The following is a 20562-nucleotide window of genomic DNA, read 5'->3' on the forward strand; positions in this document are numbered from 1 at the left end:
TGGTCGCTGGCGCGAACCATCCAGACAGTTGTCATTCGGCGACAAAAGTCTCGCGATTCATTCCGCCCGGCGCCGCAGCAGCTTTCTCGGTGGGGCCATGGAGAAGACTGCGCCATAGAGCTTCGCCAGCAGATCCTTGCGGTCACTGCCCTCGCTAAGGGCCTCCCAGCTGCGAGGAGCGCCGATATGGGCAGTGATGGTGCTGCCGGAGAGACGCCGGAATTCGCGGATTAGCAGTGAGATGCGCAGGGTCATCGAAATGCGGCTTGCCAGATGGAACAGCCGGCCGTTCTGCCCCTCGAAATAGATGGGAATGACGCTGGCACGGGCCGCCTGAATGAGTTTTGCCGGGAATATTTTCCAGGGCAGATCTTCTGCCCGGCCGAAACCCTTCTTGGCGGTTGCGACACCGCCGGCTGGAAAGACGATGATCGTCGTGCCTTCCTTGAGCAGGCGAACCGCCTCATGCCGGGTCTTCATGTTGATTGCCATCGCTTCCTTGGTTTCCTCGAAGGAAACCGGCAGCGAATAATCGTTCATTTCAGGCACTTTCAACAATTCGTTGTTGATGAGGACCTTGAAGGGGCGCCCCAGTTGCTCGGCAAGCGCCAGCACCGCGATCCCGTCGCCGATGCCGTAGGGGTGATTGGCGACGATGACGATCGGCGCCTCTGGAATCTGGTTCGGCGGCCACTCGCCCTTGATGAGCAGGCGCACATCGATGAGATCGAGCATCTTGCCGAAGACCCGCTCGCTCTTGCCGACGATATCGGTGCGCCAGATATCGTAGAGCCGGGCGTAACGGTCCCGGCCGGAAAGACCTTCGATGGAGCGGATGAACCAGCGCTTGATCCGCGTGTCCCGTTCGTTGGCGTAGGATAATTCTTTGAATTCCAAGTGCGCGACGGGGCTGCCCCGCTCCTATGGTCTCAGTTGCGTCACATGCTGCAGCCACAGCAACGCGTTGATTCATCAACTATATGAAAGCTGTATGTCAGTTCTCTGACGGCACCCTGAAGGTGCCGCCAGGTATGAGGGCGTCAAGCGGCCTTGACGCGCCGTGCTTCGCGCTTGCGCAGAATGTCCGGCGGCGTCGCTTCGAGAGCAAGCGAGGTGATCGCCTCGTCGAGCGACATCGACGTTTGCGACTGGCTGCCGAGGCGGCGGATGTTGACCGAACGCTCTTCGGCTTCCTTCTTGCCGCAAACGATGATCACCGGAACCTTCGTCACCGAGTGCTCGCGGATCTTGTAGTTGATCTTCTCGTTGCGGAAGTCGGTCTCGACATCGAGGCCGGCATCGCGCAGTGCTTCCGCCACCTCTTCGCCATAGGCATCGGCTTCCGAGGTGATGGTGGCGACGACGACCTGCAGCGGCGAGACCCACAGCGGCATGTGGCCTGCGAAGTTCTCGATCAGGATGCCGAGGAAGCGTTCCATCGAACCGCAGATGGCGCGGTGGATCATGACCGGCTGCGTCTTTTCCGAGTGCTGGTCGATGTAGAAGGCACCGAAGCGCTCCGGCAGGTTGAAATCGACCTGCGTCGTACCGCACTGCCATTCACGGCCGATGGCATCCTTGAGCGTATATTCGAACTTCGGACCGTAGAAAGCGCCCTCGCCCGGCAGAATGCCGGTCTTGATGCGCCCTTCGGACTGCGCCTCGATCGTCTTCAGCACGTCCATCATCACGCTTTCGGCGCGGTCCCAGAGCTGGTCCGAACCGACGCGCTTATCGGGGCGGGTCGAGAGCTTGACGACGATCTCCTTGAAGCCGAAATCCTCATAGACCGAGAGGATGAGATCGTTGATCTTCAGGCACTCGGCCGCCATCTGCTCGTCGGTGCAGAAGATGTGCGCATCGTCCTGCGTGAAGCCGCGCACACGCATCAGACCATGCAGCGCGCCCGAGGGCTCGTAGCGATGGACCGCACCGAATTCCGCAAGGCGGATCGGCAGTTCGCGGTAGGACTTCAAGCCATGCTTGAAGATCTGGATATGGCCCGGGCAGTTCATCGGCTTCAGCGCGAAGACGCGATCGTCGTCGGTATCGTCGCCGGCGACGGTGACCTTGAACATGTTGTCACGGTACCAGCCCCAGTGACCCGAGGTCTCCCAAAGCGACTTGTCGAGCACCTGCGGTGCGTTGACTTCCTGATAGTCGCCCTGCAGCCGCCGGCGCATATAGGACACCAACGTCTGGAACATGCGCCAGCCCTTGCCGTGCCAGAAGACGACGCCGGGACCTTCTTCCTGGAAATGGAACAGGTCCATTTCGCGGCCGAGACGGCGGTGATCGCGCTTTTCGGCCTCGGCAAGAATGTGCAGATAGTTGTCGAGATCCGACTGTTCGGCAAACGCCGTGCCATAGATGCGGGTTAGCATGGGATTGTTGCTGTCCCCACGCCAATAGGCGCCGGCGACCTTCATCAGCTTGAAGGCATTGCCGATCTGACCCGTCGAAGCCATGTGCGGACCTCGGCAGAGATCGAACCAGTCACCCTGGTAATAGATCTTCAGATCCTGACCTTCCGGAATCGCATCGACCAGCTCCACCTTGTAGTTTTCGCCCTTGGCGGCAAAGACTTCCTTTGCCTTCTCGCGCGACCAGATTTCCTTGGTGAATGGCTTGTTGCGCTGAATGATCTCGCGCATCCGCTTCTCGATCACAGGCAGATCATCGGGAGTAAACGGCTCGTTCTTGGCGAAATCGTAATAGAAGCCGTTTTCGATGACCGGGCCGATCGTCACCTGCGTTCCCGGCCAAAGCTCCTGTACGGCTTCGGCGAGAACGTGGGCGGTGTCATGACGGATCAGTTCCAGCGCACGGTCGTCCGACCGGGTAATGATTTCGATCTTACCATCGGTCACCGGATCGGAAAGGTCGCGCACGGTGCCGTCGATAGCAATGGCGACAGCCTTCTTGGCCAGCGACTTGGAAATGGATTCGGCGACATCGCGACCGGTCGTGCCGGCAGCGAAGCTGCGCACGGAATCATCGGGAAATGTCAGGGAAATGGGTTGGGACATCGATATGCTCCTTGTCCAGTCCCGCCAACGAATGCGGGTGGTTTTGAAAGATATGGACTAAGTAAATGCGTACCTAAGTCCGCGCGCCTGATAGCGGTATTTCGTATTCTAGTAAAGGAAAAGCGGCGCTAGGCCCGGATCATCTCGGCCAAACCGCGCACGGTGTTCCAGTTTCGCATCGTTCCGACGCCGAGCCGCTTTGTCGTCAGGGCCGGCAGCATTTTCGACTCGCTGGCTTTGAGGCCGAAATCGATCCAGAGATCGCCGTTGACAACGGCCATGCGCTCATCTCGCCTGTATCTCGCGAGCATATCAAGAACGTCCGGTTCGAGCGGCTGTCGCATCACCCGCACGATGACCTCGCTAGCGATCCCGTCGAGGAAGGGATTGCCCTCGGCAAGTTTCAGCCATGCGTCGGCATCACGCGCGATGATATCGACATGCTTGCCGAAAGCCGCGGCAAAACCCGCTTCGAGTTGTGCCTCGATCGACGCAATCGGCTGCGGCTCGGCTTCGAAAACGAGATTGCCGGTTGCGACAAGCGTTCGGGCATTGCGAAAGCCCAAACTCTCCGCCATGGCCTTGAGATCGGCCATAACAACTCTGCGGCCCGAGTCGAGGCCAATGCTGTAGAGCAGCGCGACATAGACCGCCAACGGTCAGGCAGCCTTTTGCCCAAGGCGGAAATAGCGCCAGGGCGTCCACCAATGATAGCGGCGCTCCAGCTCGCCGGGCACCGGATCGAGCCCACTTGTCCCTCCCGGGCCGCAGCGCGCCACGCGAAACAGTGTCATCCAGCCTCCGGCCCAAAGCCCATGGCGGGCAACGGACTCATAGCCATATTCCGAGCAGGTCGGGATATGGCGGCAGGAATTGCCAATGAAGCCGGAAAGCGTCAGCTGATAGAGGCGAATGAGGCCCATGCCGAAAAGCCGGTCGGGTGTTTTACGGAAGGGACCGGAATAGTTGCGGCCAACCTGCCGTGCCCCATACCCCCCTCTGTCACTTCGTGACATCTCCCCCACAAGGGGGGAGATCGGCTTGGAGCCGGCCGCAGCTCCGCCTTCATCCTCGTCATCCTGTACGGAACAGAGATAGCACATGAGCGGCTACCCCTCGAGACCTAGTGGCAATATCGGAAGGGTGCGGCTTTCTCCCCACAATCTCCCCCCTTGTGGGGGAGATGTCACGAAGTGACAGAGGGGGGTACGCGCTCTCGGCACAAAGATACTCACGATACGGCCTCAACAACCTCGGCCCGCGCCGCCTCGACCTGCCCGATGGCATCCACGACCGCATCGAATGTCAGCATCGTCGAGGCATGACGCGCCTTGTAATCCCTGACGGGCTTCAGGTAACGCATATCCTCAAAACGGCCCTCCGGCCCCTCGCCGTCAGCCTTGAGCATGGCAAGCATGTCTTCCCTGGCCTTGCGGACTTCTTCCGCCGAAGCACCGACAACATGGCGGGCCATGATCGACGACGATGCCTGACCGAGCGCACAGGCCTTGACGTCATGGGCAAAATCGGTCACCACATCGCCGTCCATTTTCAGCCAGATTTTTACGCGAGAACCGCACAGTCTGGAATGGGCCTGGGCGCTGGCATCGGCGTCGGAAAGGCTGCCGATGCGGCCGATATTGCCGGCAAACTCCAGGATTTTGCTGTTGTAGATGTCGTCCATCACAGATTTCGCTCCGATGCACCTGTTTTGCGTTTCAAAACAAAAAACACAGCGTGTCCGTTTAGGACACTTTCACAGGGACAATGCCATACTATATGTATGTCGTTCGAAGACCATCGAAATGCAATGGTCTTCTGTAAGTTTGATGGGAAACCGTGCAGGACGGCAGCTTGTTCGCCAGCCAGAACGCCCCGGAGCCCGCCAAAGGTACACAATCTCCGTACCTCGGGGAATGCCAGTGGCGAGTCCGACAAGATGATATCCGCTTGGCGGATCAGGAGAACCACAGGTAATGGACGCCATTGTAAAGAACTTTCCGCAATCCGTTGATTCCGAACGCCCGTCGCAGAAGGAAGCCGAAGACGCAGTTCGCGTTCTGCTTCGCTGGGCCGGCGATGATCCGCTGCGCGAAGGACTACTCGATACGCCTGCGCGTGTCGCCAAGGCGTACCGCGAGCTTTTCGCCGGATACGACATGAATCCCGAAGACGTGCTCGGCCGAACCTTCGAAGAAGTTTCGGGCTACGACGACATCGTCCTCGTCCGCGATATTCCGTTTTTCTCCCATTGCGAACACCATATGGTGCCGATCATCGGCAAGGCGCATGTCGCCTATCTGCCGAATGGCCGCGTGCTTGGCCTCTCCAAGATCGCTCGCGTCGTCGAGATCTTCGGTCGTCGCCTGCAGACGCAGGAAGCCATGACGGCGCAGATCGCCAATGCCATCGACGATACGCTGCGTCCGCGCGGTGTCGCGGTCATGATCGATGCCGAGCATATGTGCATGGCCATGCGCGGCGTGCAGAAGCAGGGGTCCTCGACGCTGACGATGACCTTCACGGGCGCCTTCAAGGCCGATCCGGCTGAGCAGGCCCGCTTCATGTCTTTGGTCCGAGGTCGCTGACCGGGCTTCAACGAAAGAGCCGGAGATGAATCTGATTTTCAATGCACCTTCCGAAGATAAATCCGAACTCGAAGATGCCGGCGATTTCACCCCTCGCTTCGACGACCGCGGCCTGATCACCGCGATCGTGACCGATGCGCAGGATGGCGAGCTGCTGATGGTTGCGCATATGAATGCCGAAGCGCTCGCCCTGACGATCAAGACAGGCACGGCGCATTATTTTAGCCGTTCACGCGGTAAAATCTGGAAAAAGGGCGAAACCTCCGGAAACCTGCAATCGGTCAAGGAGATCCGCACGGATTGCGATCAGGATGCAATCTGGCTGAAAGTGGAGGTGGCCGGACATGACGCGACATGCCATACTGGCCGTCGTTCCTGCTTCTACCGAACGGTCGAGCTTGAAAATGGCAAGCCGGTGCTGAGCGTGACCGACGATCACCTGCATTTCAATCCGGAAGAAGTTTACAAGCAGTAGATCTATCGGGGATGGTGTTTCAACCAGCCACAACCAGTATACGATTTCGAAACGAAAAAGGGACAGTATTTTAGCCGAGGCACACGGAGCCTTGGAGGAGGCGTTTAAATGCTGAATTGGGGCTTGAATCGTCATAACGGCGGACAGAACTTGACGGGTTCAGGCCTCTCGCAGGATACCTCCAATCCGCTTCTCCCTCCCTCTCCCCCCAGGAAAGTCAAAATCGCTCTGGCGCTCGGCGGCGGTGCGGCGCGCGGTTGGGCGCATATCGGCGTTCTGCGCGCGCTCGACGAGGCAGGCATCGAAGTCGGCATGATCGCCGGCACATCGATCGGCGCCCTGGTTGGCGGCTGCTATCTTGCAGGTAAGCTCGACGAACTCGAAGCCTTTGCCCGTTCGCTGACTATGCGTCGCATCGCCAGTCTTCTTGACCTGACCATCGGCGGCAGCGGCCTGTTCGGCGGCATGCGGTTGACCAAGCGCATGCAGGAGCACCTGGAAGGCTTTTCGATCGAGGATCTGGACCGCCCCTTTGTCGCTGTCGCATCGGAATTGAATACCGGGCATGAGGTCTGGATTGCCAACGGCTCGCTGATCACGGCGCTGAGGGCTTCTTATGCCCTGCCCGGCATTTTCGAGCCGGTACGAAGCAATGGCCGTACCTTGGTCGACGGCGCGCTCGTCAATCCCGTTCCGGTTTCGGTATGCCGTTCATATGAGCAGCCACTCGTGGCGGCGGTCAATCTAAACTATGATCTTTTCGGTCGCTCGGCTGTCGTCAAACACAATGTGGGCCAGCCGAACGGAGATTTGCTGCGGCGGGATGAGACGCCGCCCATGAAGCTCGGCATGACCGGCGTCATGGTGCAGGCTTTCAATATCATCCAGGACAGGATTGCTCGCGCCCGTCTGGCCGGAGACCCGCCGGATCTTGCGATGCATCCCCGCCTTAGCGATATCGGTCTGTCGGAATTCCATCGCGCCGGCGAAGCTATTGAACGCGGCTATGAGGAAGCTTTGACGCGGTTGCCGGAAATCCGCCGTATGCAGGAAACCTACGCGCGCTAGCGCAATTTCAGGAAAAGTGCGTAGCGGTTTTCCGTCCGGAACTGCGAGACAATAAAGAGATAGAGCGGCTCAGAGATTCCGTGAAAAATGAACCGCTCCAGCGGGTCATCCGAAATCTGTAATAAAACGAGCCTTGCCCTCGCTTTCGGCGTGAGACGCTAATCGCTGCAATCGACCCAGTGGGTCGATTGCTTCGGCCGGGCCGCACTTCGCCTCACCCGGCGATATAGGCCTTGATCTGTTCGGCCTCGAGTTCGATCTCACGGATACGCCATTTGACGACGTCGCCGATGGAGATGATGCCGGAAAGCTTGCCTTTCTCCTCGACGGGAACATGACGGAAGCGGCGCATCGTCATCAGTTCCATCAATTCGTCGGTTGTCGTGTCTTCCTTGCAGCGGTGTACTTTGGCCGTCATCATTGATGCAATCGGCTTGTCGAGGCATTCCTGCCCCTGCTTGGCAACGGCATTGACCACGTCCCGCTCGGTGAAGATGCCGGAAATCTTGCCGCCAGGTCCGACAACGACGATAGCGCCGATCCGATTCTCGTTCAGAATTTTCGCGGCCTCTGCAACGGTCGTATTGCCGCCCGTCGTCACGACGTCGCGGCCCTTGGCTTCAAGTATGGCCTTTACGGAAACTGACATTCGATCCTCCCATCTCGAAAGCATGATGAACACCTGAAGCGTCCGATATGTTCCGAAATTACCCCCGGAGCTCAAACCGGCGCTTTGCCCGTCGGTCGGTCGATCTCCTCATCCCACGATCGACGGATGCCAATGGTGCGCCTGTGTCAGTAAGAAAGCAACAGCTCATTCATCGAGTGGTAAAGGTTCCCGAATTTCCTCAGGCGGCTGCCGGTCGAAGGGGGCGAAAAGCAGGAATCCGAACAGGAAGCCGCCGATATGGGCATCCCAGGCCACCGGCTGTGAGCTGTCGCCCGCGAGGTTGATGCCGAAAGCAACAAGCGCATTGCCGGCGACCCACATGACGATATAGGCGACGACTGTCCGGCTTCGAAGCGACTGCAAAATGCCGAGGCGCGGGTTGAGATGCGCCTGCCGCATGGACACTCTGCGACCGTCCATGGCCGGAAAGGCAAAGCGGCAAGCCGCCCCCATCAGCGCCGAGACGACACCGGACGCACCGATCAACAGCGTCTGGTCCCCCCAATAGAGTGCCGCATGCAGGAAGGCGGAGGCCGCCGATGAGAAAATCCAGAAAATCACATAGCGCAGCGCGCCGATGCGTCGTGCCACGGGTGCCGCAAAGACCATCAGCCAAAGGCTGTTGAACACGATATGCTCGATCCCGCCATGCAGCAGCGAATAGGTGACAGGCGTCCAAAGCCATTCCAGCCCCTGCTGTGACAAGGGAAAGGCATAGCGGGCCGGGATGAAGCTGAAGGCGAAATAAATCCAGTTCAGCGTATCGTCCGACCACCAGGGAAGGTTCATGACCGCAAAAATGACAATCAGGACGGCAAGGCTCGCCAGAATGGCAGGAGGCAAGTTGAAGGCCGGGGCTCGCTGCCGCGGATTTTCCGGCTCTGGGCGCGGCAGCTGTTCGTCATCCATGTCTTGCTCTGCTTGTCGATAGAGCAACTCCAGGAAAAGTGCGAAGCGGTTTTCCGTCCGGAATTGCGTAAAACAAAGGGATGGAGCGTTTTCGCGATTCGAAGAAAAGCGGAAAGACTCCGGAAGTCATCGACACATAACGCAGCGAAAATCAAAAAAAAAGCCGCCCGTAGTGTCGGGCGGCATACCGCGGCGCTCCTCTCCGGATCTGACCTCAATGGTTCGTCCGGCGCCCGGGAAATTCGTGCTGAAGGTCACTTGGTGAAGTGATGAACAAAGTTTTACATCGACCGCTCGACAAGGCAACCGAAACCCTTCGTTAACCCTAACGGGCCGGTTCTGGCATGGAATTCGCAACGTCAGTTTCGAGGGCAATGAATGCCCTTGTAGTTGAAGTGAAATGGGACACGGACGCATTATGCGCCATAAGACGAGCACCGATATATTTACCTATTGGGAGCGTATACGCGGCAACGCGGACGCTCCCCTGCGCAGCTTGATACAGCCATCGGCAATCGGCCACATTCTTCCCGAGCTGTTTATCCTGGAAAATACGGTAGACGATAATCCCCGCTTCCGTCTGGCCGGTACGGCGATCTGCAACCTCATGGGGCGCGAACTCCGTGGCGAGAATTTCGCAGCGCTCTGGGCTGGCAGTCAGCACGATGACCCGGTACGCATAGCCGCCGGCGTGATGAAACACGTGGTTCCCGCATTGGTCCACGCGACGGGCTACTGTATCAGCGGCCGCAGCATGACCTTCGAGATGATATTGCTGCCGGTTCGCACATCGAGCGACACTTGCGACAGACTGCTTGGCTGTCTGACGCCAACCGTTTATGCGCCTTGGCTCGGCAACGAACGCCTTGAATTTCTGGCACTGGATCGCAGCCGGTTGCTTCGCGAGCGCCGCGTGCGGCTCGTGGATGCGCCTCCCCATCCAGACCCCGCAAATCTTCTGCCGCATCAGGAAAGCACGAGCCTTGGTGAATGGGTGCGGAGAAAGTTGATTCAAGCAAAAAATGGGGCGCGACAGGGTTAGAACTGACCCAGTGCGGAACAAGATAGGTGATCGTCTCCTATTTATGCCTCTGAAAAGACAACCTTACTTTAAGGAGTTGCGGCTATTAGTTGGATGAGACGCAATAGGATTCAAGACGCCTCCATGCACTCGTTTCAGCCGACCCAGGCGACGCGGCCCAATCAAATGACAGGCAATGCTGCTCGTAATGATCAGCGGACCTTTCAACGGGTCCCGATCAATATGCAGGGTCGTCTGATGCTGGCAAATTATGAGGAATTCGAATGCGTTGTCACGGAAATGTCGCCGGGCGACCTTCACGTGACCTGTTTGGGACGGCCGCGCGCTGATGAGCGGGTCGTGGCCTACATCGACCACCTTGGCCGAGTCGAGGGCTACGTCGTTGCGGTCGACGGCCGTGGTTTCACCATGTCGATCAATGCAACCGAGCGGAAGCGTGAAAAGCTTGCAGCGCAACTGACCTGGCTTGCCAACAAGCACGAACTCGGCCTGCCGGAAGATCGCCGCCACGATCGTCTGACGCCGCGCAATACCCGCAGCGAACTCACGCTCGACGACGGTACGCAATATGTCTGCCGCATCATGGACCTCTCGCTCTCCGGCGCAGCGGTCGATGTCGAAATACGCCCCACCATCGGAACGCCGGTGCGTCTCGGCAATATGCGCGGCCGCGTCGTGCGTCATTTCATAGAGGGCGTTGCGATCGAATTCCTTTCGCTACAGTCTCGCGAAACCTTGCGCGAATTTCTCTGATACCGTCATCTTCCCGTCACGCAGCGTCGCGAAATAGCGATCTCTGTCTTCTCATCGATGCGTGACCACGACATGCCCTACCCGGACATAATCCCTTTTGACGATGGCCTGCTTGAGGTCGGCGACGGCCAGCGGATCTGCTGGATGCAATCGGGCAATCCCGAGGGTAGACCCGTCCTCATCCTGCACGGAGGTCCGGGATCGGGCAGTTCGGCTGGAACGCGGCGCTATTTCGACCCGCAATATTATCGGATCATTCAATTCGATCAGCGCGGCTGCGGCGGCAGTCTTCCGCATGCGTCGGAACCGCTGATCGATCTCTCGGCCAACACGACATGGCACACGATTGCCGATATCGAGCAATTGCGGCTGCTCCTCGGAATCGAACGCTGGATCATATTCGGCAATTCCTGGGGCTGCACGCTTGCGCTTGCCTATGCCGAAACCCATCCGCAGCGGGTGGAAAGCTTGCTTCTCGTCGGTGTTACCATGACGAGGCAATCGGAAATCGATTGGCTCTATCTAGGTCTCGGCCGTTTCTTTCCTGCGGAATGGGCGCGCTTTCGGGCCGCGGTGCCTGAGACGGGTCGTGATAGTGATCTGGTCGCCGCCTACTATCACCTTCTGCGAGATCCCGATCCGGTAATCCATGTGAAGGCAGCCAGGGATTGGCACCAATGGGAAGCCGCCTCTATCCTGATCGATCCGCGCGCGACCCTGTCGCCGCGCTGGTCCGATCCACGTTATCTGACGGCGCGCGCCCGGATCATCACCCATTATTTCCACCATCTGGCTTGGCTCGAGGAGCGGCAGATCCTGCGCGACATCCATCGGCTCGCCGGTATCCCCTGCACGATGATCCATGGTCGTATGGACCTCGAAGCACCGCTCGTCACCGCCTGGGAATTGTCACAGGCATGGCCAGAGGCGGAACTGGTGGTCGTCGCGAACGCGGCACACTCGCCGGCGGTCGCGGAGATGGCGGCTGCGATCACCCGCGCGACCGATGGGCTTCGCCGGCACACTCGGCAATAAAAATCAAAAATATTTTTTGAGCCGGCTTTCCCGAAATGGGACAGGTTCAGGCTCTTGCAGCCATTTTCAACACCAAATCCGACCTGTCGCCACACGAGCTTTGTATCAATACACACGTCTACAGCCTTAATCGGCACGGGGGCGTTAACGATCCCCATTGCTGAAAGCCGTTTGGAAACAGCGGATGTCAGACTCTTGCACTGCTGTAATCCATACCGAAATCCCTCAAATTTTAATCGAATTCGCCGCGAACTTGAATCAAGTTTTCTGCGTATTTTATGAGAATTTTCGCCAGATTTGATTTAACTAAGCCATTAATTTGACTGTGCAATTTTGCGTCAGATAAAATCACGCGTGTCATTCTGATCCCAATAAAACAGGGACAGGGACATGAACTTTCAAATCGCACTTCGCGGCCTTGCCGCTCTGGCGTTTTCCACTTTAGGCTTCTTCGGCGTTGCTCAGGCAGCACCCGCCAACATGACGATAACAGGCGACGCTGCTCCCCCTATCGGTCATTACGAATTCTGCAAGGAAAACCCGCGTGAATGCGCTTATTCCGGTGGCGATGCAGGGCCGATGATCCTCAATGAGGATAGCTGGAAGACGATCCTGAAGGTCAACTACACGGTCAATACGACCATCAAGCCGATGACGGATATGGAACTTTACGGTGTTGAGGAAAAGTGGGCGATCCCGACCACCGCCGGCGACTGCGAGGATTTCGCGCTGCTGAAGCGCAAGCAGCTCATCGATGCCGGCGTCTCGCCTTCCGATCTGCTCATGACCGTCGTGCTGCAGCCGAACGGCGAAGGCCATGCCGTTCTGACTGTCCGCACGGATCGTGGCGATTTCATTCTCGATAACATGCGCAACAAGGTGAAGCTCTGGTCGGAGACCGAATACACCTTCCTGAAGCGCCAGTCCGCAGATCATCCGGCTCGCTGGGTCAAGATCCAGGACGGTCGCGCTGTTGCGGTCGGCAGCTTGAAGTAAGCCCCCTCATACCAAATCGCCGGCGGCGTAGCGTCGGCGGTAAAGTCAGAGGCCCGGTCTCGTCCCCTGATTTCTGTCCAGGCCGGTGCCTCCGAGCCGTTCCCGCTGTCCCCGGGAACGGCTCTTTTCATTTCGCGGCCGCTCGAGAGATAAGCACTGAACATTCCGGCGAATTAACTGTGCCGTTAGCACGGGTTGCGACCTATATTTAACCGTCAATTAACCATCGCCGCGCCAATCATATCTTCAATGAGACTCGAAAGTTGGACGCCCTCGGTACTCGTCATCGAAGATGGCGGGCGCAAGGAGATGAAGGCAAGAACATGGCTCCTCTGTCATCCGCCACAATGGTCGAAGAAAGCCCGCTGATATCGAGCGGCTTTGTCTATCGGCTCATGGCGGGTGTTGCCGTCCTGGCTGCGCTGACCGTAGCCATATCCGTCGGCGGAAACTGGTTCGGCGAGAAAATTTCGCTCGCGGGCCATACGACCGATACCAAACCTATCTCCACCACGATCGGCGATGACACGCTACGCCTCGCCGCAAACACCATCCGCTTTCCGAGCGAGCGCCTCAATGGCCCGGCCGAGCGCGTCGATCTCTATCTGACCTGGCCGCAGATGCAGGGCTATAGTGAAGCCGACCGGTTGCGCTTCGACGATATCTCGCAATCGTCTTCGCTGATCTTTCTTCAGATCAGCCAGAGCACGATGTCTCGTGATATGTCCGGCCGGCTTGGTCCGATCTATTCGCAATTGATGGACGGCGCTTCCTATGCCGGCCCCTTTGGCCTGACGGCACATCGGCTTCGCGCCGATGCCGGCTACAATGGTGAAATTCTTTTAACCGCTTCGCGATCCGGTGAAACCGACTATGTCGTGCGCTGCCTCCTGCCCTCTTCGCCAGCCTTGGCAACGAGCGGTGATTGTCAGAGGGATGTCAAGGTTGGCAAGGATCTGAGTGTTCTCTACCGCTTTTCCAGCAATCAGCTCGGGGATTGGCGCACGATGGATGCCGCCATCCAGGACTTCGTCAAGACGCGCCTTGTGGATGATGCCGCGCCCGCGGCAATGGCTGTTGATGGCCGCTAAAATGGCGCAAAAACCTGAAACCAACTGTTCATCATAAACCGATTGGTAACGCTAAGCCTCTACTGTCGAGCGGAACGGCCGTTCATGGAGGCGGCGGCCGGATAATCGAGAATGTAAATGCAAGCAGAGAGTGATTTAGTGTCCAGATCCATTCTACCCGTTTCGTCGTCTCAAACCGGTAAAATTCTGGCGAGAGCGCTTCTTGGTTTTTCGATCGCGACGGCGACGATCACTGTGACTGTCGTTGACGCAAGCGCGGCCGGTCCGAAATATGCCGGCATCGTCATCGACGCCAATACAGGCAATGTTCTCTATAGCGAAAATGCCGACACGCTCCACTATCCCGCCTCGCTGACCAAGATGATGACGGTCTACCTGACCTTCGAAGCGCTTGAGGCCGGGCGCATCACCCTGGATACTCCCGTCGTATTTTCAAAGAATGCTGCCGCTCAGGCGCCGACCAAGCTCGGTATCGGCCCCGGTCGCTCCGTGACCGTGCGCGAGGCGATCCTCGGCATCGTCACGAAGTCCGCCAACGACGCCGCGATGGCGCTTGGCGAGATGCTCGGCGGTTCGGAGGAAGGTTTTGCCCGGATGATGAACGATAAGGCGCGAGCGCTTGGCATGACGCGCACGACCTATCGCAACCCGAACGGCCTGCCGAACACAGCGCAGATGACCACGGCACGCGACCAGGCTCGCCTTGGTATTGCCCTTCGCGAACATTTTCCGGAGTATTACGGCTTCTTTTCCGAAACGAGCTTTCGGCTCGGCAATCGCACGATCCTCGGCCACAATCGCCTGGTCGGCTCCGTGCGCGGCGTTGACGGCATCAAGACCGGTTACACGCGCGCCGCCGGGTACAATCTGGCGACCTCTGTCAAAGTCGACGGTCGTTCCATAGTCGGTGTGGTCCTTGGCGGCGCTTCGACGCCGGCTCGCGACAATCAGATGCGCAAGCTGATCGCTGACTATCTGCCAAAGGCATCGACAAAGCATATTGATTCCAATGTGATCGCGCAGGTGCCAGCCGCATCACCCAACGTGCAGGCAGCCAGCGCACGCATGGCGGATATCAGCCGCGCAAAGATCAAGAATACCGGAGCGACTGAAGTCGCCGATTCCAGCCCTTCCAGCGCGGCCGCCTTCGCAGCGGTAACGCCACAATCTTCCTCCTCCAATCCACTGCTTTCGGCAAAGCCCGAGCCCGTTAAGCGGCCCGCCTATGACGAGACAGCCTCCGCCGGATCTTCGGACGATGCTGATGAGGATGAAGTCGATACCGTAACGACGGCATCGACCTCCAGAAGCGATACGAAGCTAGTAAAGCTGCAGCGCACCGAAAAGGCCGAGAAGGTTGCAAAGACAACCAAAGCTGAACGCGGGCCTACCGGCTGGATCGTTCAGATTGGTGTTTCCTCCAGTAAGGATGGCGCGACCGACCTCCTTGGTACGGCGAAGAACAAAGCCGGCAAGGCATTGCATTCGGCCAAGCCCTATGCGGTCGCCTTTGACGGCGGTTACCGCGCCCGCTTCGGCGGCTTTGAAGATCAGAGCGAAGCAGTAAATGCCTGCAAGGCGCTCAAGCGTGCCGGCGTGAAGTGCTGGGCGAGTATGGAATAGGCATGTGGCGGGTGTTTTCGCGCCGCATGATTTGAAAATTGGTCGGGCCTTCTATGGCTTCGATCTTCCGGTTCCGAACGTCAAGCGGGCCGGCCCTGAGTTTGTAACGTGTACGGGGTTTTGAGATGGCAATGAACGAGAACTTTCCCGGTTTCTCGCTCGATAGCGGGGGCAAGATGAAACAGAAGAGCTTTGCTCTTCATCCGCTGCATGAAGCGGCGATGCGGCTGGCGGACCTCGGTCTCAGCCGTTCGCGCTCGCGCAACAAGACGAAAGATCTGATCGGCATCCTGCTCTGCCACGGCGCGCGCGCCTGGCGTTATTCACAGCCGGACGCGCATATTCATCTGCATATCACCGCCCCGACCGGCCGTGCGCCGATCATGATGCGGCTGCGCTAAAGCAAACCAAGTTCGGAAAGTTCCCGCCGCAGATCGGCGGGCAATTCGGCTGCCGCGCCAAGACTGTCGAGATCGCGCGGCACGTCGTCCTGCGGCAGATACCTCCAGCCCTGAAATGGACGCTTTGGCTGCCCTGTCGTCTCGACGACGCTCGGGTCGAGAACAAGCCGGCAACGCTGAATACCATCAGCGTCGGTAAAGGTCTCGACACCTAGCAATTTCTGCCGTGCCTGCACCTGCCCCTTGATCACCCAATAGAGCGAGCCGCCGTCCAGCAGTTCCTCGATCCGCTTGGGCACCATGCGTGTCGTGTGGGTCGTGTGCGGCTCGAGCCCGGCAGCGATGGCGTTCATCGCCCGCTCGGAGACCCATTCGCGCAGATCATCAAGCGAATCCGCGCCGACGCACAATTTGATGAGATGCAAAGCCATAGTGCCGTTGAAATCCTTTTGACCGGCAGCGTCAAGCTTTTAGATCAAGCGTCCACATTCAGCATTCCACGACGTTGACCGCGAGGCCACCGGTAGAGGTTTCCTTGTATTTCTCGCTCATGTCGTGACCGGTCTGACGCATTGTTTCGATACAGGCGTCGAGCGGTACGAAATGTTGGCCGTCACCCTTTATGGCGAGCGAGGCAGCCGTGACCGCCTTGACCGCGCCGAGTGCGTTTCGTTCGATGCACGGCACCTGCACCAATCCGGCCACTGGATCGCAGGTCATGCCAAGATGATGTTCCAGCGCGATTTCCGCCGCATTTTCGATCTGTTCCGGCGTCGCGCCCATCACGGCGGCAAGTCCCGCCGCCGCCATCGCAGCCGCCGAACCCACCTCGCCCTGACAGCCGACTTCGGCGCCGGAAATCGAGGCATTATGCTTGATGATGCCGCCGACGGCGGCAGCCGTCAGAAGATAGTTGCGAATGCCGTCCTGATCCCAATCCTCATGGAAATGCTGATAGTAGCGGATCGTTGCGGGGATGACCCCCGCCGCGCCATTGGTCGGTGCGGTGACGACGCGGCCGCCGGCAGCATTCTCTTCATTGACGGCCATGGCGTAAACACTCAGCCAGTCATTGGCGAGGAGCGGATTGATGCGGTTGCTGCGCCATTCCTGCTGCAGCTTGTCGTGAATGGCGCGTGCACGCCGGCGGACCTTCAGGCCCCCCGGCATGATGCCGTCGACCTTGAGGCCGCGATCGATACAGCTGCTCATGGCCGCCCAGATGCGGTCAAGCCCGGCATCCAGCTCCTCGGCGCTCATGCGCGTCTCTTCGTTGGCGCGCTTCATCTGCGCGATGGAAAGGCCGGAGCGCTCGGACATTTCAAGCATCTGCTTCGCGGTGGCAAAGGGGAAAGGAACGCGTTCGCCCGCTGCAGCCGGCTTCTTCCGATCGGCCTTCATCTGCTCCAATTCGGTATCGGTGACAACGAATCCGCCGCCGACGGAATAATAGATGCGCTTCAGGAGCAGGCGGTCATCCCGATCGAAAGCAGAAAAACTCATACCGTTGGCATGGCCTGGGAGAGGCACCTTCTTGTCGAAGATCAGATCGGTCTTGGGCTGGAATTGATAGGTCGGATGACCTGGCGGCGCAATGCGCCCGCTGCGCTCGACCTCGTCGATAATGGCATCCATATGGTCGGGATCGACGCTGTCAGGCTTTTCGCCCATCAGGCCGAGGATGACGGCTCTGCCCGTGCCGTGGCCGATACCCGTATGCGCCAGCGAACCATGCAGGCTAACCTTGATCGACTCGACATGTACATTCGAAGACGGCCGAGGCCACTCGTTCGACAGCAAGAGGTCGAGGAAGCGATTCGCGGCCGACATCGGCCCCATCGTATGCGAACTGGACGGTCCCACACCGATCTTGAACACATCAAAAACTGAGAGAAACATGGACCTTTGGTGCCTCCAGGCAAATCGATTTCCGGCAAGGCTACGCTATCGCGGCAAGCTTGCACGGTGATTGGCCGACATCGGATTTCATGGCAGCGACATTACATATAGGCATTCGAGAAGCAAACAGAAGGCCATTGCACGCGGCTCGCGCTGAGCTACAGTCCACATGGTATTGATCTGGAGAACCTGCCTTTATGACGACTGCCGACTATGTCGCCCTCGCCCTTTTCATCTTTCTCTGGGTCGCACTGAACTGGATCACCAGCAGCGCCAGCTTCTTCAATCGCACCAGCCTGACTCGGGCAATGAACGAGCGCCGCCGCGAATGGATATACAACTCGCTGCGCCGCGACCTGAAGATGATCGACACGCAGATCCTCTCCGGCCTGCAGAACGGCACCGGCTTCTTTGCCTCCACATCGATTTTCGCCATCGGCAGCTGTTTTGCGCTTCTCGGCGCCACCGACAAGATCAACGCCTTCTTCTCGGACATGCCCTTCATTCTCAACGGTGGTCGCACGGCCTTCGAAATCAAGGTGGCCGGGCTTGCCTGCCTTTTCGGCTATGCCTTCTTCAAATTCGGCTGGGCTTACCGCCTGTTCAACTATTGCACCATTCTCTTCGGCTCCCTGCCGATGCGCGAGGATGCCATTCTCGATCCGTTGGCCGCGGAAAGAGCCGCCGAGCGCGTGGTGCGCATGAACATCATTGCAGCGCGCAATTTCAATGCCGGCCTCAGGGCAATCTTCCTGTCCATCGGTTATCTCGGCTGGTTCCTGAGCCCCTATGTCTTCATGGCGACGACGATTTTCATCATCGTGGTGCTGATCCGCCGTCAGTTTTTTTCCGACGCCCGTCTGGCCATCATGGATGGCGATATGCCATGACAAGGCCGCGTTGGCCGATGCCGACGCAAATACTTGAATTCATGCCTGGAAGGACTCCGTAATGGCCGCCATCGCCGCGAGCGCCGACGTTCCGCAAAAGACGCCTCGCATCGGCATTCTGGATACGGCGCGCGGTGCTGCCCTGCTCGCCATGGCGAGCTATCATGGCACCTGGGATTTCGAATTCTTCGGCTATCTTGATTCTGGTACGGCGGAAACCGGCTGGCTGAAGCTCTATGCCCGCGCCATTGCCAGCACCTTCCTGTTCCTGGCTGGCTTCAGTCTCGTGCTTGCCAATACGCCGGAAATTCGCTGGCGGTCCTACTGGCGACGGCTGGGCATGATTGTTGCTGCAGCTGCCGCAATCTCACTCGTCACCTTCATTGGTATGCAAGACGAATGGATCTTCTTCGGCATCCTCCACAGCATCGCGGCGGCGAGCCTTATCGGCCTCTTGTTCCTGCGCCTGCCCGCATTCCTCACGCTTCTGGTCGCGGCATTGCTCACCATCGGTATCGTGATCGACAACGTCATCGCGCCGTTGTCGCTGCATTCAACGTTCTTCGACACGCCGTGGCTATGGTGGGTAGGGCTTTCGGAAAATATCCAGCGCTCGAACGACTATGTGCCGCTCTTCCCGTGGCTAACGCCATTTCTGTTCGGTCTCGGCATCGCGCAATTGGCAATTTCTCTCGGCTGGCTGAAACATCTCGCAAAATTCGGGCCTGGCCGCAATCTCGTCGCGCGCGCCGGACGTCATAGCCTGATCTTCTATCTAGTCCATCAGCCCGTGCTATTCGGCCTGGTCTATCTGCTGTCCCTTGTCGCTCCTGCCCCGCCGCAGGACCCGACGGTCGGCTATATCAGGCAATGCGTGGCCTCCTGCACGCGATCGGGCAGCGAAGCCATGTGCCGCAGCTTCTGCCAATGCACGCTCGACAAGTTGCAGGCTCAGAATCTCTTCAAACCACTGCAATCCGGAGCGATCAAAGCAGATAGCGATGAACGCGTAAGCCGAATCGCGATACAATGCACGGATGAAGCGCAATGACAGGGTTATTCTATGAATGCCTATCGTTCGAAGTCGCTGAGTTTTCCGTGGCCGCCGCTGCTCTATAGCCTCGCCGTCATAGCAGCGCTGTCCCTGCAGCGATGGTATCCCTTGCCTTTGCCCTTCATCTGGGCGCTGGTTGCATGGGTGGTTGGAGCGCTCCTGACCGCCATCGCGGTGACATTGAATGTCTGGGCCGTCAAGACGCTCCTTGACCGCCGCACAACCGTTCTGACGCAGCGTTGCACAGCGCATTTGGTGACGTCAGGCCCCTTTCGTTTCACCCGCAACCCAACCTATCTCGGCTATACCTTGCTGACCGCAAGCTTCGGCCTTCTGATCGGCAATCTCTGGTTCCTGGTCATGGCAGCAGTGGCGGCCGCCTTGACGACCTTGCTCGTCATCCGCTGCGAGGAGATGCATCTCCTCTCGCGATTCGGCTGCGAATTCGAGTTTTATTGCAAACGGACACGCCGCTGGTTTTGAAAACGAAGGGAGGCGAAAGATAGCCCAACAAAATGGCTAGTTATTTTTACTGGTTTCCGAAACCAAAAAGAATCTGACCGATCTTCATCCTCTTGCGGTAAACCAGATGCGTCTCGACTGAGTCACCCTCGCCAGCATAGAGATCGAATTGGCGAAGTGATCTCGTGCCAGATGCTGCTTCCAGTCGAGCGAATTTTTTCGAGGTTGAGAAAGAGCAGCCGGTATTACCGCAATCCACGCGGACCTCGCCTGCCAAATATTGCTTTGATTCAATGGTTGCGCTCAGTCGAACGCTAGTTTCCGGGTTATCGATGAGCTGACAACGAATCCCAATTTCGCAAGTCGCCTGGCCATAGACTGGATCCTCGCCATCCAGTAAAAGCGCGTAAGCTATTGAAATACCCGGTTGTGTGACCTCGGTTGCAGTGCTGCTACCCACGCTCGGAAAAATGGCTGCGACGAACACAGCAAGAGCTGCCCCGATTCCCGCAATCATGCTACATCTCCTTGCGAACGCCTTCCGTTTAGAAAGCATTCTCGCCGGAACTATGGCAGC

General features: G+C 58.3%; 23 protein-coding genes. 13 read left to right on the forward strand and 10 right to left on the reverse strand.

The genetic code is table 11. The annotated features are described in order from the left end of the window. Positions 1-57 precede the first annotated feature (57 nt). From RTCIAT899_RS09250 to RTCIAT899_RS09270, 5 genes are all read right to left on the reverse strand, one after another. Positions 58-897 carry a lysophospholipid acyltransferase family protein gene (locus RTCIAT899_RS09250; protein WP_015339958.1) on the reverse strand — a complete coding sequence of 280 codons (840 nt, stop codon included), beginning with the start codon at positions 895-897 and terminating at the stop codon, positions 58-60. Positions 898-1040: 143 nt separating this feature from the next. Beyond that, positions 1041-3029, reverse strand: a complete 1989-nt coding sequence (gene thrS / locus RTCIAT899_RS09255) for a threonine--tRNA ligase (protein WP_015339959.1) — start codon at positions 3027-3029, stop codon at positions 1041-1043. Positions 3030-3157: 128 nt separating this feature from the next. Beyond that, positions 3158-3685: a DUF1697 domain-containing protein gene (locus RTCIAT899_RS09260; RefSeq protein ID WP_015339960.1), complete on the reverse strand. Its 528-nt coding sequence runs from the start codon at positions 3683-3685 to the stop codon at positions 3158-3160. 3 nt (positions 3686-3688) lie between these two features. Further along, on the reverse strand, positions 3689-4132 hold the full coding sequence (gene yidD / locus RTCIAT899_RS09265; protein WP_015339961.1) for a membrane protein insertion efficiency factor YidD: 444 nt from the start codon (positions 4130-4132) through the stop codon (positions 3689-3691). A 128-nt stretch (positions 4133-4260) separates the two neighbouring features. Then, positions 4261-4713 (reverse strand): iron-sulfur cluster assembly scaffold protein, encoded by a 453-nt coding sequence (locus RTCIAT899_RS09270; RefSeq protein ID WP_041677447.1) that lies wholly within the window; start codon positions 4711-4713, stop codon positions 4261-4263. Between the two features lie 292 nt (positions 4714-5005). Here RTCIAT899_RS09270 and folE point away from each other — a divergent pair, with 292 nt between their 5' ends. The 3 genes from folE to RTCIAT899_RS09285 all read left to right on the forward strand — a co-directional run bounded on the left by folE (position 5006) and on the right by RTCIAT899_RS09285 (position 7160). Next, positions 5006-5617, forward strand: coding sequence for a GTP cyclohydrolase I FolE (gene folE / locus RTCIAT899_RS09275; RefSeq protein WP_015339963.1), 612 nt, complete (start codon positions 5006-5008; stop codon positions 5615-5617). 25 nt (positions 5618-5642) lie between these two features. After that, positions 5643-6092 (forward strand): phosphoribosyl-AMP cyclohydrolase, encoded by a 450-nt coding sequence (gene hisI, locus RTCIAT899_RS09280; protein ID WP_015339964.1) that lies wholly within the window; start codon positions 5643-5645, stop codon positions 6090-6092. 108 nt (positions 6093-6200) lie between these two features. Further along, complete coding sequence (locus RTCIAT899_RS09285) at positions 6201-7160, forward strand: patatin-like phospholipase family protein (protein WP_015339965.1); 960 nt, start codon at positions 6201-6203, stop codon at positions 7158-7160. Between the two features lie 214 nt (positions 7161-7374). Here RTCIAT899_RS09285 and RTCIAT899_RS09290 read toward each other — a convergent pair whose 3' ends face one another. Then, on the reverse strand, positions 7375-7809 hold the full coding sequence (locus RTCIAT899_RS09290) for a CBS domain-containing protein (protein ID WP_015339966.1): 435 nt from the start codon (positions 7807-7809) through the stop codon (positions 7375-7377). Positions 7810-7974: 165 nt separating this feature from the next. Next, positions 7975-8739 carry a rhomboid family intramembrane serine protease gene (locus RTCIAT899_RS09295; RefSeq protein WP_015339967.1) on the reverse strand — a complete coding sequence of 255 codons (765 nt, stop codon included), beginning with the start codon at positions 8737-8739 and terminating at the stop codon, positions 7975-7977. Positions 8740-9157: 418 nt separating this feature from the next. Here RTCIAT899_RS09295 and RTCIAT899_RS09300 point away from each other — a divergent pair, with 418 nt between their 5' ends. From RTCIAT899_RS09300 to RTCIAT899_RS09330, 7 genes are all read left to right on the forward strand, one after another. Beyond that, on the forward strand, positions 9158-9781 hold the full coding sequence (locus RTCIAT899_RS09300) for a PAS domain-containing protein (protein WP_041677448.1): 624 nt from the start codon (positions 9158-9160) through the stop codon (positions 9779-9781). 123 nt (positions 9782-9904) lie between these two features. Beyond that, a complete protein-coding gene (locus RTCIAT899_RS09305; RefSeq protein WP_015339969.1) occupies positions 9905-10534 on the forward strand; it encodes a PilZ domain-containing protein in 630 nt (209 codons plus the stop codon). 72 nt (positions 10535-10606) lie between these two features. Continuing rightward, a complete protein-coding gene (gene pip, locus RTCIAT899_RS09310; RefSeq protein WP_015339970.1) occupies positions 10607-11569 on the forward strand; it encodes a prolyl aminopeptidase in 963 nt (320 codons plus the stop codon). A 390-nt stretch (positions 11570-11959) separates the two neighbouring features. Continuing rightward, complete coding sequence (locus RTCIAT899_RS09315) at positions 11960-12565, forward strand: transglutaminase-like cysteine peptidase (RefSeq protein ID WP_015339971.1); 606 nt, start codon at positions 11960-11962, stop codon at positions 12563-12565. A gap of 323 nt (positions 12566-12888) precedes the next feature. Then, the gene (locus tag RTCIAT899_RS09320) at positions 12889-13656 is read left to right on the forward strand and encodes a hypothetical protein (protein WP_041677449.1); all 768 of its coding nucleotides are present in this window, start codon (positions 12889-12891) and stop codon (positions 13654-13656) included. A gap of 117 nt (positions 13657-13773) precedes the next feature. Continuing rightward, positions 13774-15279: a D-alanyl-D-alanine carboxypeptidase gene (locus RTCIAT899_RS09325; RefSeq protein ID WP_041677450.1), complete on the forward strand. Its 1506-nt coding sequence runs from the start codon at positions 13774-13776 to the stop codon at positions 15277-15279. Between the two features lie 125 nt (positions 15280-15404). Then, positions 15405-15680 carry a hypothetical protein gene (locus RTCIAT899_RS09330; protein ID WP_041677451.1) on the forward strand — a complete coding sequence of 92 codons (276 nt, stop codon included), beginning with the start codon at positions 15405-15407 and terminating at the stop codon, positions 15678-15680. On the opposite strand, the gene RTCIAT899_RS09335 is transcribed toward RTCIAT899_RS09330, so the two are convergent. Further along, the gene (locus RTCIAT899_RS09335) at positions 15677-16111 is read right to left on the reverse strand and encodes a DUF1489 family protein (protein ID WP_015339975.1); all 435 of its coding nucleotides are present in this window, start codon (positions 16109-16111) and stop codon (positions 15677-15679) included. The genes RTCIAT899_RS09330 and RTCIAT899_RS09335 overlap by 4 nt on opposite strands. 58 nt (positions 16112-16169) lie before the next feature. Further along, on the reverse strand, positions 16170-17579 hold the full coding sequence (locus tag RTCIAT899_RS09340; protein ID WP_015339976.1) for an L-serine ammonia-lyase: 1410 nt from the start codon (positions 17577-17579) through the stop codon (positions 16170-16172). Between the two features lie 197 nt (positions 17580-17776). Here RTCIAT899_RS09340 and RTCIAT899_RS09345 point away from each other — a divergent pair, with 197 nt between their 5' ends. From RTCIAT899_RS09345 to RTCIAT899_RS09355, 3 genes are all read left to right on the forward strand, one after another. Next, a complete protein-coding gene (locus RTCIAT899_RS09345; RefSeq protein ID WP_015339977.1) occupies positions 17777-18469 on the forward strand; it encodes a DUF599 domain-containing protein in 693 nt (230 codons plus the stop codon). 61 nt (positions 18470-18530) lie between these two features. After that, on the forward strand, positions 18531-19520 hold the full coding sequence (locus tag RTCIAT899_RS09350) for a heparan-alpha-glucosaminide N-acetyltransferase (protein WP_015339978.1): 990 nt from the start codon (positions 18531-18533) through the stop codon (positions 19518-19520). Between the two features lie 12 nt (positions 19521-19532). After that, complete coding sequence (locus tag RTCIAT899_RS09355) at positions 19533-20006, forward strand: methyltransferase family protein (protein ID WP_015339979.1); 474 nt, start codon at positions 19533-19535, stop codon at positions 20004-20006. 46 nt (positions 20007-20052) lie between these two features. On the opposite strand, the gene RTCIAT899_RS09360 is transcribed toward RTCIAT899_RS09355, so the two are convergent. Beyond that, positions 20053-20502 carry a hypothetical protein gene (locus tag RTCIAT899_RS09360; protein WP_041677452.1) on the reverse strand — a complete coding sequence of 150 codons (450 nt, stop codon included), beginning with the start codon at positions 20500-20502 and terminating at the stop codon, positions 20053-20055. Between the last annotated feature and the right edge of the window lie 60 nt (positions 20503-20562).

Source organism: Rhizobium tropici CIAT 899 (assembly GCF_000330885.1).
GTDB classification, from domain to species: domain Bacteria; phylum Pseudomonadota; class Alphaproteobacteria; order Rhizobiales; family Rhizobiaceae; genus Rhizobium; species Rhizobium tropici.